We start from the raw sequence: 17215 nt of genomic DNA on the forward strand, positions 1-17215 counted from the left end.
CCTTTCACAGGCTTCCCTTGAAGCGCTGGCGATCATCGCATACAAGCAGCCGATCACAAGGGTTGAAATCGAGGATTTGAGAGGGGTAAAAACGGAAAAGCCACTGAGCACGCTCAGTGCGAAGGGGCTGATCCATGAAGTTGGCAGAGCGGAACGCACCGGAAGGGCGATCCTGTACGGCACCACAAAAGAATTTTTGAATTATTTCGGGCTGGAAAGCCTTGAGGAGCTGCCGCCGCTGCCGGAGAATGTTCCGGACGATTCGGAAGAAGAGGCTGATCTCTTCAGCCGGGGATTCACGGATCCGCTTCGGGAACAGGCGTGAAGGCACTACATCCGGATGGACGGTCCGGGAAAAATAAATACAGATCCGAACGGAGTGTTGGAATGGAACGGTTGCAGAAAGTACTGGCGCACGCAGGTGTCGCTTCCAGGCGGAAAGCGGAACAAATGATTTTGGACGGCAAAGTGCGCGTGAACGGTAAAGTGGTGAAAGAACTGGGGACGAAAGTAGCCGGGTCGGATGCCATCGAAGCGGAAGGCGTCACGATCGAAAAAGAGCAAAAGGTCTATTATTTATTCTATAAACCCCGCGGCGTGCTGTCGGCGGTCAGTGACGACAAAGGACGGAAAGTGGTCACGGATTTCTTTCCGGGCGTCGAGGAACGGATCTATCCGGTCGGCCGGCTCGATTACGACACGTCGGGACTGCTGATCCTGACCAACGACGGGGAGTTCGCGAACCTCATGACCCACCCGAAGTTCGAAATAGACAAGACGTATATTGCGCGTGTCAAGGGAGTCCCGGAGCGGGAAAAACTTAAAAAGCTGGAAAAAGGGATCAAACTCGAGGACGGAATGACCGCGCCTGCGCGCGTGAAGCTCCAGTCCGCTGATCCGAAGCAGAACAAGTCCATCATCCAGATCGTGATCCACGAAGGGCGGAACCGGCAAGTGAGAAGGATGTTCGAGGCGATCGGCCATCCGGTACAGAAATTGCGCCGGGAGCAGTTCGCGTTTTTGAATCTGTACGGAATGAATGCGGGCGATGCGAGGGAACTGTCGGCCCATGAAGTGAAGAAACTGCGGGTCATGGCGGAGACGGGCAAGCAGCACTAACGTTCACAATCCATTCAAATGTGGCGATATGGAGCCGGGGAAACTTTGCTATAATGGGTTGACGCAAGACTGAAAAGCATAGGAGGAAGCAGGATGTCGGATAAAAAGAAAAAACGGACGATTATCCGGACGGTGCTTTTGCTCATCATGGTCTCGGCGATCGGCTATACGATCTACAGCAACGCGACAGCTGAGAAGAACGTGCTGGAAGTGGGCGAAAAAGCGCCGGAATTTGTGCTGACGGATCTGGAGGGCAATGAACACCGGCTTTCTGAGTATAAAGGCGAAGGGGTTTTCCTGAATTTCTGGGGGACATGGTGCAAGCCGTGCGCCCGGGAAATGCCGGCGATCAACAGCCAGTATGAAGTGTATAAGGATCAGGGAGTGAATGTGCTGGCTGTCAACATCGACCAGTCTGAGTTTGAAGTCCAGTCATATGCAGACCGCTACGGCCTCAATTTCCCGATCGCCATCGATGAAGCGAAAAGTGTCATGGAGGCATACAGTGTCGTCCCGCTCCCGACCACTGTGCTGATCAGCCCCGATGGAACTGTGACGGACATCATCACACGGGAAATGACAGAGCAGGAAGTTGCTGCCCATATGGAAAGCATCAAACCTGAATAAGGAGATTTTTCGGATGGAACAGATTAAGTGCCAATGCGGCCACAACAATCCGCCGGGAACGGACTTATGCGCTTCGTGCGGCCGCCCGCTGACCGAGAAGGAAAAGCGGAAAAAGCTCGCGGACATGCGGTATGAGGGGTCTGCACGCCGCTCCCAAACATACAATAAATCGATCGTGGATAAAGTCTGGAACTTTTTCTCCAGTGTGAAGATCGGGATCGCCATCATCGTCGCCATTCTTGTAGCGGCTTCGATCGGCACCATCCTCCCGCAGCAGCTGTTCATCCCGGCACAAGGGGAAGAAGCTGTCCGCGAATATTATGCAGATGTGTACGGATCATTCGGCGCGGTCTATCATTTCCTCGGCTTCCATGATCTTTACAGTTCTTACTGGTTCCAGGCGCTCATCGGCATGCTCGGCATCTCGCTGATCATCGCCAGCCTCGACCGCGGAGTACCGCTTTATAAATCACTGAAAAACCAGCGAGTGCTGCGCCACGAGAGCTTTATGAAACGCCAGCGCTTTTTTGGCGCGGGCGAAGCGGAACCGGACGCACTCGATGCTTCCGCACAGGAACTCGAAAACATGAAGTACAAGGTCCGGAGAGAAAAAAACGGGATCCTTGCCGAAAAAGGAAGGTTTTCCAGATGGGGTCCGTACGTCAACCATGCCGGACTCATCATTTTCCTGATCGGTGTCATGCTCCGGGCTCTTCCCGGCTTCTATATCGATGAATCCCTCTGGGTCCGTGAAGGGGAAATGCGCGCGATTCCGGGGGCGCCGGGTTATTATTTGGCGAGCGAAAACTTCGAAGTGACCACCTACTCCGGCGAGGGCGATGAAGAAGTATACGGGGAAGCGCTGGAGGAAGCCGGGACCGTCGTCAAAGATTACAAGACGGATGCAGTCCTTTACCAGGTTCCGGAAGGCAGTCCGCCAGGGGCGACAGACAACCTGGAAAAGGTGAAAGAATATGAGATTGAAGTCAACCACCCGCTGCAGTTCGACGGGTACAATGTGTATCAGATGGATTACCGGCTGAACGAACTGTCCAGCATGACCTTCGCGCTGACGAACAAAGAGACGGGCGAATCCCGGGGTGAACTCACCGTCGATCTGTCGGATCCGCAGCACATATATGAGCTTGAGGACGGATCCACCGTCGAACTCATCGGCTATTATCCGGACTTTTCCGGATTCGCTGAAAACGGGGAGCCGCAGACCGCGACACCGATCCCGAACAATCCGGGTTTCCTGGTGGAAATGACGACTCCGGAGACACCGGAAGGGGAAACGAGTTTCATCGTCATCCGGGAAACCGTGGAACCGTTCGGTGAAAACGAATATAAATTGACGTTCCAGAGCGCCGAGACCCGGGATGTATCCGGTTTGGTGATCCGCAAAGATGTCACGCTGCCGATCCTGATCCTGGGCGGCATCATCTTCATGATCGGCGTGACGCAGGGGATGTATTTCAACCATCGCCGGATCTGGATCCAGGAAAAAGCGGATGGAACGGTTCTCGTGGCCGGCCATACGAATAAAAACTGGTTTGCGCTGAAAAAAGAACTGGACAAGACAACGGAAACTGCGGGTCTTCCGCCTGCCGCTGACCAGCAGGAAGAAGCCAAGCAGAAAGAAAAGGAAGGTGAAAACCGCTATGACGTTGGTTGAATGGAGCAGCAATCTGCTGCTGACGGCATTCTTTGCCTATCTGGCCGGCACGCTGCTGTTCGGCGGAGCGGTGAGAGGGAACAAAGAAGGTTCATTTGCTTCCGAATCCCGCTGGGGCCGCATCGCCATCACGGTGACGGTTATAGGATTCCTGGCGAATCTCGGTTATTTTTTCACCCGCTGGGCTGCGTCGGGACACATTCCGTTAAGTAACATGTTCGAATTCACTGCCGCATTCGGCATGATGCTTGTCGGCGGATTCATCCTCATTTATTTTATTTATCGGACACCTGCACTCGGCATGGTGGTTCTGCCGGTCGCTCTTCTCGTCATCGCATATGCCAGCATGTTTCCGCGGGACATCAGCCCGCTCATCCCGGCGCTCCAGAGCTACTGGCTGCCGATTCATGTCAGCACAGTCGTGATCGCTGAAGGGATTCTGGCCATTTCCGCCGGGGCGGGACTCATCTACCTGCTGAAAAACGTGGACATGAAGAAAAAATCGAAACAGCGGCTTTGGCTGGAGATTCTGATGTATGCGCTGTTTCTGGTCCTCGGCTTCGTCGTTGCAAATTCGTACTTCATGCTGACGGATTACGAAGCGGCCTTCGACTATGTCGATAAAGAAGGGGAAGCGGCCAGCGTTGTATACGACATGCCGCCGCTCTTCGGAATGAATGAAGGCGTCGCGCTGGATGAAAGCACGATGGAGCCGATCTTTGAAGTCCCGGCTTTCATCAACGGCTCGAAACTGACAGCGGTGGCCTGGTCGGTCATCGTCGGGACGATCCTGTACGGCCTGGTCCGTCTCGTGTTCCGCCGCCGGGTGGCAGAAATGCTGCAGCCGCTAGTGCGGAATACCAATTCCCAGCTCATGGATGAAGTCGGCTACCGGTCGGTCATTATCGGATTCCCGGTTTTCTCACTCGGTGCCCTCATCTTCGCAATGATCTGGGCGCAGGAAGCGTGGGGCCGGTTCTGGGGATGGGACCCGAAAGAAGTATGGGCGCTCATCACTTGGCTGTTCTATGCGGCTTATCTCCATCTGCGGCTCGGAAAAGGATGGCAGGGCGAAAAATCGGCATGGCTTGCAGTCGGCGGCTTCGCGATCATCATGTTCAACCTGGTCGCCGTCAACTTGATCATCGCCGGTCTCCATTCCTATGCGTGACAGACGAAAGCTTTTTCCGGAAACGGAAAAGGCTTTTTGTTTATTTATTATGCCAATCCTGTAAAATGAAGATATGAGCTGAAAGTTGGAGGGAGTACAATGACCGAAGTGATCACAATCCTGGTGGCGGATGATGAAGAGAGGATCCGGCGCCTTCTGAAAATTTACCTGGAGCGGGAAGGTTATGTTGTCGAAGAGGCGGGGGATGGCGCGGAGACGCTGGAAAAAGCGCTCGCCAAGGACTATCACTGTATCCTCCTCGATCTGATGATGCCGGAGAAGGATGGCATCGAAGTGACGGAAGAATTGCGCGAGAAAAAAATGACTCCGATCATCATGCTGACAGCCAAGGGTGAGGAAGCGAACCGGGTGCAGGGATTCGAGACCGGCGCTGATGATTACATCGTCAAACCTTTCAGTCCGCGGGAGGTCGTGCTGCGGGTGAAAGCGATACTTAGACGGTCTGCAGGGACGGTGCCTCTTGCAGGTTCGGCAGTCTCGAAAGAACTGGTCGTTTTTCCGCACTTGACAATCGATCATGATGCCCACCGGGTGACGGCGGACGGCAAAGAAGTCAGCCTGACCCCGAAGGAATATGAACTTTTGTATTTCTTGGCTAAGTCACCTGACAAAGTCTTCGACAGGGAACACCTGCTGAAGGAAGTGTGGCATTACGACTTTTTCGGCGATCTCCGGACAGTGGACACCCACGTGAAAAGGCTGAGAGAAAAGCTGAACCGGGTTTCTGAATCGGCCGCGAAAATGATTGTGACGGTGTGGGGAGTCGGCTACAAATTCGAGGTCGTCAATGAATAGAATATGGAATAGCGTTGTCGGGAAGCTATGGTTAACCATATTGCTTCTCGTTTCGTTTGTGCTGTTCATTTCGACTGTCCTCCAACTGGAGTTTCTCGAGAACTATCACAGCGAACAGATCCGGGAATCGCTCGGACAGGAAGCCGCCACCATCGCTCAAATATTCCGTGAGCATGAGGGCGATGAGATGGCGTACGAAGTGATTCCCAATATTTTGGATGAAGAGACGAACGTGATCGTGGCTCAGGAACCGGACGAGGTGTCCTATTACGTCCATGAAGGACTGAACAGCGAGAAGACTCGGGAACTGATTTTAAGCGAACCGGACTTCCGGAAAGTTTTTGAATCGGACGAGACAGTCGCGAAGGAAATGCTGCTGCCGTCCCTGCATGACAGCGGTATGCTCGAATCGTTCATCGTTCTGGCCAGTCCGCTGGAGACGGAAGACGAGGTCCATGGTACGGTATTCATCTATCAGTCCCTGAACGTCATGGAAGAAACGACAGAGGAAACGACAAACAGCGTTTTTCTGTCCGCTTTCATCGCGCTGATTCTGACTACGATTTTCGCTTTTTTCCTTTCAACCCGGATCACGCTCCCTCTCCGCCGGATGCGGGAAGGGGCGATGGAACTTGCGAAAGGGAATTTCTCCACGAAAGTGAAAGCGGCTTCGAAAGATGAGATCGGCCAGCTGGCGGTCGCCTTCAATCAGATGGGGAGGCAGCTGAAGCATCATTTGGAAGTGATCAGCCAGGAGAAGGAACAGCTCTCCAGCATCCTCACTTCCATGACGGATGCGGTCATCACTTTCAATCAGGATCGGAGCGTCCTTGTCAGCAACCCCCCTGCCGACAAACTCATCCGGGATTGGTTTTACAGGAGCCGGCCGGACGCGGAACTGCCGATGCCATCCGAGCTGCTCCATATGCTGGACTTCGTCCTGGAACAGGAGGAAGAACTCGAAGAAGAACTTGAAATGGACGGAGTTTATTACGCCATTACGATGAGCCCGCTTTACAGCGGAGAATCGGTAAGAGGGGCGGTTGCGGTCCTCCGGGATATGACGGAACATCACCGCCTCGAAAAACTCCGGTCCGATTTTATCGCCAATGTGTCGCATGAACTGCGGACGCCTGTCCAGATGCTTCAAGGATATTCGGAAGTGATTATGGACGATGTGGTCGGTTCGGAGGAAGAGCGCCAGGAAATGACGAAGATCATCTATGAGGAGTCCCATCGGATGGGCCGGCTTGTAACAGATCTCCTTGATTTGGCAAGACTGGAGTCGGGTCATATGCGGCTTTATAGGAAACCTGTCGAGCTGGATCGGGCGATCGAGCGGATGACGCTGAAATTCACCCAGGCAGCAAAGGAACAGGGAGTCAGCCTGACGTTCGAACAGAGTGCCGGCAGTCCGATCATTGCCGAAATCGATGAAGACCGCATCGAACAGGTCATGACCAACCTGATCGATAACGCGATCCGGCATACACCGGCGGGCGGACGTGTCACGGTCGAAGTGACGCGTGAACAGCGTTTTGCCAAGGTGGCGGTAAAAGATAACGGAACCGGCATCACGGAAGAAGATTTGGAGTATGTGTTCGAGCGGTTTTATAAAGCGGATAAGGCGAGGACACGGGGCAAAGGCGGCACCGGTCTCGGGCTGGCCATCGCGCGCAATATCATCGAAGCGCACGAAGGCAGGATTTCTGCGGAAAGCAAAATCGGGGAAGGGACGGAATTTTTCTTTCTTCTTCCTTTGAAAACGGCGTAACTTTACGGAAAACTGCACGACTAATTCTTTGAACGGGGGGAGTATATGGACGACTCCGTTTTCCACAGGCTGTATGACGAGTACCATCAGGATGTATTCCAGTTTCTCGTTTATCTCGTGAAGAACAGGCATGTCGCGGAAGATTTGATGCATGAAGTGTATTTGCGCGTATTCCGCGCTTATGATCGTTTTGAAGGCAAAAGTTCAGAAAAGACGTGGCTGTTCTCCATCGCTAAAAATGCGGCGATCGATCATTTCCGCAAAACGGCGGTGAGGAGAAAGCATGCACAGGAATTTTTCGACTGGGAGACACAGCAGCTCGTCTCTGCTGAACGGATGCCCGAGGAAGTGTCGGAACTGAACGAGGATAAACGGTTTTTGTATGAAATGCTCGATCACTGTACAGGTGATCAGAAAGTCGTGATTCTGATGCGGTATTTCCAAGATCTGTCCATAGCAGAGACCGCGGAAGCGCTCGGATGGACAGAAGGGAAAGTGAAGACGGTGCAGCATCGCGGCATAAAATTCCTCCGGGAGAAAATGACCGCTGGAGAAAGGAGTGGCTCGGATGGCAGATAAGGGATGGGACGATGACCAGATCGAAAAGCTGCTCCGGGATTTCCCGAAGATCGAAGACCGCCGGCCGAAAGAAGAAGTGCACCGGCGGCTGAAAAAAGACCTGACACCGCCAAAGAAGCCGCTGACATGGCTGCCGGCAGCAGTGGCGGCGCTTGCTTTCCTGACACTCGGCGTTTTGCTGGCCACCTATCTTTCGGGCGGGTCCCAGCTGGAAATGGCCGGCACGGAAGGTGCGGAGCAGGCGGTAGAAGAGGAAGCTGCAGAAGACGAAGCCGTGATGGAATCCCTGCCGGCTGAGGGAGCTGAAGAGACGGCTGAAGAAGAAGCCGCCGTTACAGCGGAATCGGCACCGGCGGAAGAAGCGGCGGACGGCCGGACCGCCGTTTATCCGGATGACCTGGACGGCAAGCAGCTTCTGACGCTCGGCCTCACATCGAACGCTTACGTCGTGCCCGTCTCTGTGCTGATCGAGGAAAGTGCCATAGCCGGCGGTGCGGATCAAGTTTCCCTGTACCGGGAATTTGCGGCGGAAGTGGATGAAGAAGCACTCGGTTTCGATGAGTACCATCCGCTTGAAGGAGAAATCACCGCTGATGGGGAGACGGTCATCCACCAACTTCCGGAAGGGCATGAATACGGCCTTTCATCGGCCGCCGTATCGGTCTATTTTGAAGCTTTAGCTGCGACCTTCCCGGAAGCGGAACGGATTGTAATCACCGATGAAAGCGGCGCTCCCGCTTCTTTCGATCCCGTCGGCCCGGTGGAACCCCTGGAAGGCGGAATCGGGGATACCGCTTACTTCGTATTCGAAACGGCGAGCGGCCAGACGTACTTGGCGCCTGATTACAGCCGGGCTTTCAGCTCGGCGGCAGAAGCGCTTGCAGCGCTCCAGTCGCCGCCGAATGATCTTCTGGCTTCACCGGTTCCGGCGGGTCTTTCATACGGCGTGCGGGAAGAAGGGGATACAGCTGTTGTCACATTCGACGCGCCGCTTGATCTCGCAGCACTGGATCAGGAGGCTGCCGGAATGCTGCTGGAAAGCTTTGCGCTGACAGCCGCTTCTTTCGGCAAACAAATCCGTTTGGAAAACACGGTGCAGGAAGACTGGAACGGCCATCCTCTGACTGCGCCGCTCGAAGTTCCTTTGGCGCCGAATAAAGTCGGATTCACTCCCTGACGAAAGGGGAGCACCAAACTGAAGAAGGTGTTTTCCGATGGCACTGTAAGCATTTCTGTTTACAGTGCTTCATTTTTTCATTATAGTGAAAATAGAAACTGCCAGCGATGGCGTTCAATCAAATATCGATTCATCTTCGGGGCAGGGTGAAATTCCCTACCGGCGGTAATTGGAGTCCGACTCCATCAGCCCGCGAGCCGCAAGGCAGGATTTGGTGAAATTCCAAAGCCGACAGTACAGTCTGGATGGGAGAAGGTGAAGGTACGGATGTATGCCGATTCATTTTGGTGTGCTGTTTTTTTCGCGTGCCGATTCTCCCTTAAGTGCCTGATCCGCGCTTAAGGGTTTTATTATGGAAGCATACAATCCGAGCCTTTCTTCTTGATGAATCAAGTGAGGAGAGAGGAACATGAGAAACAAAAAATTGCAGTCAATGATTGCAGTGGGCATGCTGTCGAGCATTTCATTTATCCTGATGCTGTTCAATTTTCCGCTGCCGGCATTGCCGTCGTTCCTGAAAGTCGATTTCAGCGACGTTCCGGCATTGGTTGCGGCCATCACGATGGGGCCGGTGGCCGGTGTGCTCGTCGCCGCTTTCAAGAACATCCTGCATTGGCTTTTTTCAGGCAGCCCGACCGGGGTCCCCGTCGGCCAGCTGGCCAATTTCACGACGAGCATCCTGTTTATTCTTCCGGTGTACGCGGTTTATCGGAAGGCATCCAACCTGAAAGGGCTCGGATTCGGGCTCGCGGCCGGAACCCTTGTCATGGCGGTCGGGATGAGTGTCCTGAACTACTTTGTATTTCTTCCGATGTATACGTATTTTCTCAGTATGCCGGAACTGTCGGGAAGCGCTCTGACCGAAAGCATCGTTCTCGGGATCCTGCCTTTCAACCTGATCAAGGGGGTTCTTTTGACGGCGGCGGTCATCGTCCTATTCCGCAGCATGCGGCCATGGATCGAGAAGCAGCGTTCGCTGTACGATTCGTGACAGAATGGTGAACAATCCGGGAAACAGCGACGGATTGTGGTGAAGCGCAGTAAAATCATTGCTTTATATAAGAAGTAAAGGAGCCGTTCCCTCGGCTCCTTTTTTCTGTCCATATCAAATAACGGTCGATCCGGGAGAGGGGTGACCCGGTTTCAACCAATAAAAAAAGGAAGCTCTCGCTTCCTGGTCAGTCTTCGAATTTCAGCGGGTCGCCATCGAATGATTCATCCGCAACCTTGATGGAATCGGTCGGGCAGCCTTCGAAGGCGTCCATCATATCCTCTATGAGTTCTTCTGGAACTTCGGTTTTGCCCATGTTATCATCAAGAATGACAAAGGCGATTCCTTCATCATCATAGTCGTAGATATCTGGAGCAGCCGCTCCGCAAGCACCGCATGCGATGCACGTATCCTGATCGACGATCGTATATTTTGGCAATGCAATCCTCTCCTTTAAGTGATCCCCGGACATGCTCCTTCGAGCTATCGTATTTATTCTAATCATGTTTCCGACGCTTTTCAACCAATAGATACTTGGAGGTACCGAACTTGTCATTCAATGAATTGATTTTGTCGATCATGGACAGATTGGACGGACAGCGGACAGTTTCCGCTCCTTTCCACGTCTTGAAAGGGAAGAAGTCCGGCCAGACGATTCAGGACATCGGCTATTTCGGACTCCATCCTTTTTTCGGCGTCATCTCCGATTTACAGAAAGGAACATACGATGAAGCGGTCACGCAGCTCTGTGAAGCCGGGCTGATTGAACAAGCAGACGGACCGATTAAGCTGACTGAAAAAGGGAGGAACAGAAAAAAAGTTCCTGTTCGGTTGGATGGCTGGACATTCCAAGGGCGGGAACGGCTCTTTTTTGCCCGTCTGTCCCTCGCTGTGCAGACATTTTCGCATGTCCGCGCCGGCAATCCGGTTTTCGATCCCGCCCAGACGCGGACGGACATCCAATTCTGGGTCAAAGATTACTTGCGGAAAATGAACTTCAGTGCGCCGGAATCGTACGCGGCGTTCCGCAGCCAGCTCACAGAAAGTTTGATGCTGGCCGACTGTCCGGACCGGAGCAAGACGATCCTTGTCGACCGGCTGTCGGGCATCGGCATCGGCGGCTTGACGTGGCGTCAAATCTCCGCAGAATACGGCATTTCAGAGATGGATGCGAAAATTGAAGCGACCGCTGCACTCCACGCTTGGCTGGCAGTATTGAGGGAGGAAGGTTTTCCGATGCTCATTCCGTTCCTGGAAGGTGTCCTGAGGCACTCGCCGCTCACCGATTCCACGAAGCGGACGCTGCGGCTCTACAAGGAAGGACTGTCGGTCGATGAAATAGCGGCTGTCCGGAAGCTGAAGAGAAGCACTATCGAGGATCACTTTGTAGAGCTTGCCATGAACGACCCTGCTTTTGATTTTACAAGTTTCATGAGCCGGGAAGCTTATGAACGGGTGAATGACATCAGTAAATCGAGCGGGTCGAAGAAACTGCGCGATATTAAGGAACAGCTTCCGGAGTTGAGTTATTTTCAGATCCGGCTGGCGCTGTCTGCGGGAGGGGAACAGCCATGAGTCTGGAACAGCTTTTGGAAAAGACATATGGATTCGACTCATTCCGACCCGGACAGAAGGAAGTGATAACCGCTGTAATGGATGGCAGGAATGTGCTGGCGCTGCTGCCGACCGGCATGGGGAAGTCCATGTGCTATCAGCTGCCTGGCCATATGCTGCCGGGAAGCGTCCTGATCGTATCACCGCTCTTGTCACTGATGCTTGACCAAGTTTCCCAGCTTAAAAAAATGGGCGAAAAAAGTGTGGTGGCACTTAATTCATTTTTGAAGCCGGAAGAAAAGGAAGCGGTTCTCCGGAAAGCCGGCGACTATAAATTCATTTTCGTTTCGCCGGAAATGCTGGCCCAGCCTTTCGTCATCAGCCGGCTGAAACGGATCCGGATTTCGCTCCTAGTCGCGGATGAAGCCCATTGTATCTCTCAATGGGGCTTCGACTTCCGTCCGGACTACCTCCGGATTTCGGAAGTGATGGCAGAACTCGGATCGCCGCAGGTCCTTGCGCTGACTGCGACCGCCACAAAAAAGGTCCAGCAGGACATCCTCCACTATTTAAGCCTTGAAGAGCCAAATATTTACGTCCATCCGATGGATCGCCGGAATATCGCGTACGATGTGAAACGTTTCGATACGAGGGAAGGGAAACTGGAATGGCTCAAGGATTTCACGGCCCACTATGCGGGCAGGGGAATTGTCTATGCCGGCACGCGGAAAAAAGCGGAAGAATTATCGGCAGTGCTCCGCCAAAATGGCGTGCGTGCGGTTTTTTACCATGGTGGCATGGAACAGCTGGACCGGGTGTTCATTCAGCAGCAGTTCCAGAACGGGGAAACGGACTGGGTCTGTTCGACCAGCGCATTCGGGATGGGTGTCCATGTCCCGGATATACGGCATGTCATCCATTTTCAGATTCCGACGTCCATTGAAGAATTCGTCCAGGAAGTCGGAAGAGCCGGACGGGACGGGCAGCCTTCGCTGTCGACCTTGCTGGTAAGTCCCGGCGATGAAGCGTTGATGAACGCTTTGTTGGCGGATGAATTGCCGACCCGGTTTGAAGCGGAAGCGGTCCTGAATTCAGGCGGAGACCGTGCACTCGTGTCCGATGGGGTCGTACGGGAAACGTCTTTCCGCGTACTGAAATACTGGCTCAGCCGTATGCCGCTGGACAAGACCATGCAACGAATGGAAAACCTCCTTCAGGAAAAAATGAACCGGGCAGCGAGGATGAGCGGGTTTCCGGCTTCCGACGGGTGCCTCCGCAGCTATATCGCCGAAACGTTCGATCAGGAAATAACCGACCGGCCCTCAAACTGCTGTGTGAATTGCGGACTGGATTATTCGATGTATCCGGTCCGGAAAGAAGGGGAACAGCATTCAGGAAGCGGCGGCTGGCAAGAACGGCTCGGGCGGATTTTGCCATAGTTTTTTGTCAAAAGTGCCGTTTACAAGCAAGACTTTTTTCTGCATAATAGAACTATCAGATTAGTAAGGAGCAGAAAATATGGGGAACCGAAAGTACCGAAAATCAGCGGACCATCGCCAGCAGCCCTCGTCTCAAGTGCCGCAGAACAGCCTCCCGACAAGGACCGCCCGCAGGCAGGCCGGCAAGAAAGCCATTCATGAAAACGGGCGGGATGCCGGCGTCAAGCATGGAGGGCGGCTGCTCTCTGTTTTGTTTTTCGTCTTTATTTTCCTCCCGGTGTTCGCTGTTTTCCTTTACGTAGCCGTTATTTACACACCGGAAGAAGAAAATTTGATCAGCGCGAGCAGCAGTGAAGTAAGGTTCCAGGAAAATACTTCACCGATCACGCCGCTCGTGATCGAAGAAGAGTCGGAAGAAGCGGAAGAAGCGGAAGCGCCAGCCGCTGAAGAGGAACCGATCCCGGAACCTGAACCTGAATCGGCGGAACCGGAGCGCACGGCGCCGGAACAACCGGCTGCTGAACAGCCGGCCGCTGAAGAAGAACAGGAAGAAGAAAGTGAACAGGAAACGTACGTCGTGAAAAAAGGGGACACTCTTTATCGGATTGCAGTGGAACACTATGGTTCCGGAACAGCAGTCGATAAAATCATGGAGGCGAACGGCCTGGCATCACCGGATCTGTCGATCGGGGATACGCTGGTCCTGCCGTAAATCAGAAGCTGACAGTCAGTCAATAAATGGAGGCGTTGCGGATGTTCGTGAAAAGCGTGATGGTGAAACGGGAGAAATGTATTAAGATCTCACCGGAAGATCTGGTTAAAACCGGAATGGAACTTTTGGAAAAGCATCACGTTGATGCACTGCCGGTCGTAGAAGGCAACACTTACAAAGGTATTTTCACATGGTATCATGCCTACCGGGCCTATTTTGAATCCGGAAAAAGCAAAGAGGATTTCCTCACCGTTGCCCGGGCAGGCGACATCATCGTCAACGGAAACGTCTCACTCGGCGTCGATGCCGTCTACGAGGAAGCGCTGCTCAAACTGAATGATTTCCCCATCATTGCTGTCACGGCAGGAGAGGAATTTCTCGGGATCGTCACCCGATTCGATGTGATGAATCAGCTGCAGAGCGCGTTCGGGTATAAACGGAAAGGCATCCGGATTTCCATCACTTCTGCGGAAACGGAAGGCCAGATCGGCAAACTCGCTGAAGTCATCGACAAATACCGGGAATCGGTCATTTCGCTCGTCACGTTCGATGAGACCGACAAGCTGATCCGCCGGATTGTCCTGAAAATCGAGAAAAAGAACAATGCTGACAAATTCTTGAAAGAACTTGGCAAAGCCGGATTCAGAGTGCTTGACATAACAGAAGAAGAATAGGTAAAAAGGTAAAGCGGCGCTTTGCCTTTTTTAGTTTGACTCGGAGGAGAGAAAAGTAGATGCTGAAACCGTTAATGGCCGCAACGGCCGCGGGGGGAGCCGGACTCCTGTCCGCCATGTTCTGGAACGCGCACCATGCCAAACAAAAGAATGAACTGATTGAACTTCACACACAGCAGCCTTTTGAGCCGTTCCGGATGCTGTTCATTTCTGACATCCACCGCCGGAAACTGAGACCGGGTTTCATAGAAGGCCATCCCGACTTTATTGTCATCGGAGGGGATCTTGCTGAAAGCGGAGTTCCGCCAAAGCGGATCCGGCATAATCTGCAAGTGTTATCGGCGCTTGCGCCGGTATATTTCATCTGGGGGAACAATGACCGGGAGTTGCGGGAAAGGAAATTGCGCCGGCTGTTTTCGGATACCGGGACGGTCATCCTTGAAAACGGATCGGTCAGCCCGTTTGCGGATCAGCGGGTGAAACTCGTGGCTTTCGATTATTTCGCTTTCCATAAAAACGGCCTCTTAAAGGCGTTCGACGGCATAAAGGAAGAGGACACCGTCATTTTTCTGTCGCACACGCCGGAAGTTTTTAATCACGTCCAGCGGAACTATCATGTACATATGATGATTGGCGGACATACACATGGCGGGCAAATCCGCCTTGGCAAATACGGACTATATGAAAGAGGGCGGACTGAAGTCAAGGATGGTGTCGTTCGTCTCGTCTCGAACGGGTACGGGACCACGAAATTGCCGCTGAGACTCGGAGCCGAAGCGGAATTCCACCTGCTGACGATCCGCCCTGCCCGATCATAATTAAACGGACAGGAGTGGATGACATGAAGACGGCGGATGTACTCATAATCGGCGGCGGCCCGTGCGGCCTCGCCGCGGCGATCGCCGTGAAGGACATCGGCCTTTCGCCGGTCATTATCGAAAAAGGAAACATTGTCAATGCGATTTATCATTACCCGACCCATCAGACATTTTTCAGCACGAGCGACCGTCTGAGCATCGGCGGTGTGCCGTTCATCACGGAGAACCGGAAGCCGAAACGGAACCAGGCACTCGTGTATTACAGGGAAGTCGCCAAGCAGAAAATGCTCGATATCAAAAGTTATGAAGAAGTTGTCAGTGTCAGGAAAGTCCACGGGAAATTCCAGGTGGAGACGACAAAAGACGAGTACGAAGCGCGCTATGTCATCGTGGCGACCGGTTACTATGATCATCCTAACCGATTATCTGTGGAAGGCGGTGATCTTCCGAAAGTGATGCATTACTTCAAGGAAGGTCATCCTTACTTCGACCAGGACGTGCTGATCATCGGCGGGAAAAATTCCGCAGTCGATGCAGCGATCGAACTGCATAAAAGCGGAGCGCGCGTGACGGTCTCTTATCGGGGGGACAGTTATTCAAAGAGCGTGAAACCTTGGATCTTGCCTGAATTCGACGGCCTTGTCCGCAAAGGTGAGATCCGGATGCTGTTCAACTCGGAAGTGGAGAAAATCACCGGGAAAGAAGTGACGCTGAAACTGCCGGACGAAAAAATGGTTCTGCCGAACGATTTCGTGTTCGCCATGATCGGATACCACCCCGACCACCGTTTTCTGGAAGAAATGGGGATCAGTATCGATCATGCGACGGGCAGACCGCTGCATAACGAAGATACGATGGAAACAGACGTTGAAAACCTGTTTATTGCCGGCGTGATCGCCGCGGGGAATAACGCCAATGAAATTTTTATCGAAAACGGGCGTTTCCACGGCGGGCAGATCGCCAAGGCGATTGCAGGCAAAGAAGGTTCCTGAGGTCGCGCATCCTTTTCTGCAGCTGCCGGTCCCGAAGACGGGCAGGCGGGCAGAAAGCAAAAACGGCACCGCCCGATGTATGGGGCAGTGCCGTTTTGTCTTGCCAGGTCCTTAGGAGAAAATCCGATTGATGTCCGATCCGTTGCACAGGCCGATCAGCAGCTTCAGCCGCGCTTTCTGGCCGCTCAGTCCGTGTGCGACAATGACTCCTTCATCCGTCAGCATCCTGCCGCCTCCGGGATAAGCATACACAGCCTGGGCGATTCCGTTGAAACAGCGGGATACCAGGACAACCGGAATCCCCTTGTCCATCGTCCTGCGTATGGCGGGGAGGAGAGCCGGCGGCACATTCCCTTGCCCTAATCCTTCCAGGACGATCCCGTCGTAATCGAGGCTGGCGGCTGCATCGACAATGTCGCCCTCCATACCGGCAAAGACTTTCAGGAGCAGCGCTTTTTTTCCGATGCTGTCTATATCGAAGTACTCCCTTTTCAGCGGCGAATGATGGAAATGGATGGCGCGCTTCGTCACGATACCGATCGGCCCGTACTGCGGGCTCTGGAACGTGGAGACATTGCTGCTGTGGGTCTTCGTGACATTCTGGGCTGTATGGATTTCGTCATTCAAAACGACGAGGACGCCTTTCCCTTTCGCCGCGTCATCAGCAGCGACACGTACGGCAGCCATAAGATTATAGGCGCCATCCGAACCGATTTCGTTGGAGGTCCTCATCGCACCGGTCAGGACGACGGGAAAATCTTCTTTTATGGTCAAGTCGAGAAAGTAGGCAGTCTCTTCCAGTGTGTCGGTCCCATGTGTCACCACGGCGCCATCGATTTTCTCTGTCCGTCTGTAGCTCAGAATAAGCTGGCGGATCGAAAACATTTCCGCTGGCGTAATGTGGGGGGAAGGAAGATTGAAGATCTCCTCCTCTCTGATATCGGCAAAATCCGAAAGCCGTTCGGACTGAAAGCGGACGGGGTTCTGCTCGCTGGTCGTAACGTCACCGGAGTCCTCTTGTGTCTGCATGGAAATCGTGCCGCCTGTATGTATCAATAAAATCTTTTTTTTCATCCTCTTCCTCCTCGAATCGGCCG

18 protein-coding genes and 1 riboswitch are annotated in these 17215 nt (G+C 53.3%); of the genes, 16 read left to right on the forward strand and 2 right to left on the reverse strand.

Features of this window, described 5'->3' with window-relative positions:
- The 10 genes from scpB to CCE92_RS10130 form a co-directional block, all read left to right on the forward strand.
- Positions 1-325: SMC-Scp complex subunit ScpB (gene scpB / locus CCE92_RS10085; RefSeq protein WP_088007476.1), on the forward strand; the 325-nt coding region annotated here is incomplete at its 5' end.
- Positions 326-387: 62 nt separating this feature from the next.
- Positions 388-1119 (forward strand): pseudouridine synthase, encoded by a 732-nt coding sequence (locus tag CCE92_RS10090; RefSeq protein ID WP_088007478.1) that lies wholly within the window; start codon positions 388-390, stop codon positions 1117-1119.
- Positions 1120-1212: 93 nt separating this feature from the next.
- A complete protein-coding gene (gene resA / locus CCE92_RS10095) occupies positions 1213-1746 on the forward strand; it encodes a thiol-disulfide oxidoreductase ResA (protein WP_088007480.1) in 534 nt (177 codons plus the stop codon).
- Between the two features lie 13 nt (positions 1747-1759).
- Positions 1760-3421: a cytochrome c biogenesis ResB family protein gene (locus CCE92_RS10100; RefSeq protein ID WP_088007482.1), complete on the forward strand. Its 1662-nt coding sequence runs from the start codon at positions 1760-1762 to the stop codon at positions 3419-3421.
- Positions 3408-4592, forward strand: a complete 1185-nt coding sequence (gene ccsB / locus CCE92_RS10105) for a c-type cytochrome biogenesis protein CcsB (RefSeq protein WP_088007484.1) — start codon at positions 3408-3410, stop codon at positions 4590-4592. Before CCE92_RS10100 ends, ccsB begins: the two co-directional genes overlap by 14 nt.
- A 99-nt stretch (positions 4593-4691) precedes the next feature.
- Positions 4692-5408, forward strand: coding sequence for a response regulator transcription factor (locus tag CCE92_RS10110; RefSeq protein ID WP_088007486.1), 717 nt, complete (start codon positions 4692-4694; stop codon positions 5406-5408).
- Complete coding sequence (locus CCE92_RS10115) at positions 5401-7182, forward strand: ATP-binding protein (protein WP_088007488.1); 1782 nt, start codon at positions 5401-5403, stop codon at positions 7180-7182. Before CCE92_RS10110 ends, CCE92_RS10115 begins: the two co-directional genes overlap by 8 nt.
- 45 nt (positions 7183-7227) lie before the next feature.
- Positions 7228-7761, forward strand: a complete 534-nt coding sequence (locus CCE92_RS10120) for an RNA polymerase sigma factor SigX (protein WP_088007490.1) — start codon at positions 7228-7230, stop codon at positions 7759-7761.
- Complete coding sequence (locus CCE92_RS10125) at positions 7751-8938, forward strand: hypothetical protein (protein ID WP_088007492.1); 1188 nt, start codon at positions 7751-7753, stop codon at positions 8936-8938. Before CCE92_RS10120 ends, CCE92_RS10125 begins: the two co-directional genes overlap by 11 nt.
- Before the next feature lie 128 nt (positions 8939-9066).
- A riboswitch (FMN riboswitch) is annotated at positions 9067-9199 on the forward strand.
- Between the two features lie 148 nt (positions 9200-9347).
- The gene (locus CCE92_RS10130) at positions 9348-9929 is read left to right on the forward strand and encodes an ECF transporter S component (protein ID WP_088007493.1); all 582 of its coding nucleotides are present in this window, start codon (positions 9348-9350) and stop codon (positions 9927-9929) included.
- Between the two features lie 187 nt (positions 9930-10116).
- Here the strand turns inward: CCE92_RS10130 and CCE92_RS10135 are convergent, their stop codons facing one another.
- Positions 10117-10368 carry a ferredoxin gene (locus CCE92_RS10135; protein ID WP_088007495.1) on the reverse strand — a complete coding sequence of 84 codons (252 nt, stop codon included), beginning with the start codon at positions 10366-10368 and terminating at the stop codon, positions 10117-10119.
- Positions 10369-10478: 110 nt separating this feature from the next.
- Here CCE92_RS10135 and CCE92_RS10140 point away from each other — a divergent pair, with 110 nt between their 5' ends.
- The 6 genes from CCE92_RS10140 (at position 10479) to CCE92_RS10165 (ending at position 16118) form a co-directional block, all read left to right on the forward strand.
- Positions 10479-11504: a YpbB family protein gene (locus CCE92_RS10140; protein WP_088007497.1), complete on the forward strand. Its 1026-nt coding sequence runs from the start codon at positions 10479-10481 to the stop codon at positions 11502-11504.
- Complete coding sequence (locus CCE92_RS10145) at positions 11501-12922, forward strand: RecQ family ATP-dependent DNA helicase (RefSeq protein ID WP_088007499.1); 1422 nt, start codon at positions 11501-11503, stop codon at positions 12920-12922. Before CCE92_RS10140 ends, CCE92_RS10145 begins: the two co-directional genes overlap by 4 nt.
- A gap of 79 nt (positions 12923-13001) precedes the next feature.
- A complete protein-coding gene (locus tag CCE92_RS10150; RefSeq protein WP_088007501.1) occupies positions 13002-13634 on the forward strand; it encodes a LysM peptidoglycan-binding domain-containing protein in 633 nt (210 codons plus the stop codon).
- Between the two features lie 41 nt (positions 13635-13675).
- A complete protein-coding gene (locus CCE92_RS10155) occupies positions 13676-14308 on the forward strand; it encodes a CBS domain-containing protein (protein ID WP_088007503.1) in 633 nt (210 codons plus the stop codon).
- A gap of 59 nt (positions 14309-14367) precedes the next feature.
- A complete protein-coding gene (locus CCE92_RS10160; RefSeq protein ID WP_088007505.1) occupies positions 14368-15126 on the forward strand; it encodes a metallophosphoesterase in 759 nt (252 codons plus the stop codon).
- Positions 15127-15149: 23 nt separating this feature from the next.
- On the forward strand, positions 15150-16118 hold the full coding sequence (locus CCE92_RS10165) for a YpdA family putative bacillithiol disulfide reductase (RefSeq protein ID WP_088007507.1): 969 nt from the start codon (positions 15150-15152) through the stop codon (positions 16116-16118).
- Between the two features lie 111 nt (positions 16119-16229).
- Here CCE92_RS10165 and CCE92_RS10170 read toward each other — a convergent pair whose 3' ends face one another.
- Positions 16230-17192: an asparaginase gene (locus CCE92_RS10170; RefSeq protein WP_088007509.1), complete on the reverse strand. Its 963-nt coding sequence runs from the start codon at positions 17190-17192 to the stop codon at positions 16230-16232.
- Positions 17193-17215: the final 23 nt, after the last annotated feature.

The sequence above is a fragment of the Indiicoccus explosivorum genome, assembly GCF_002167005.1.
Taxonomy (GTDB): domain Bacteria; phylum Bacillota; class Bacilli; order Bacillales_A; family Planococcaceae; genus Indiicoccus; species Indiicoccus explosivorum.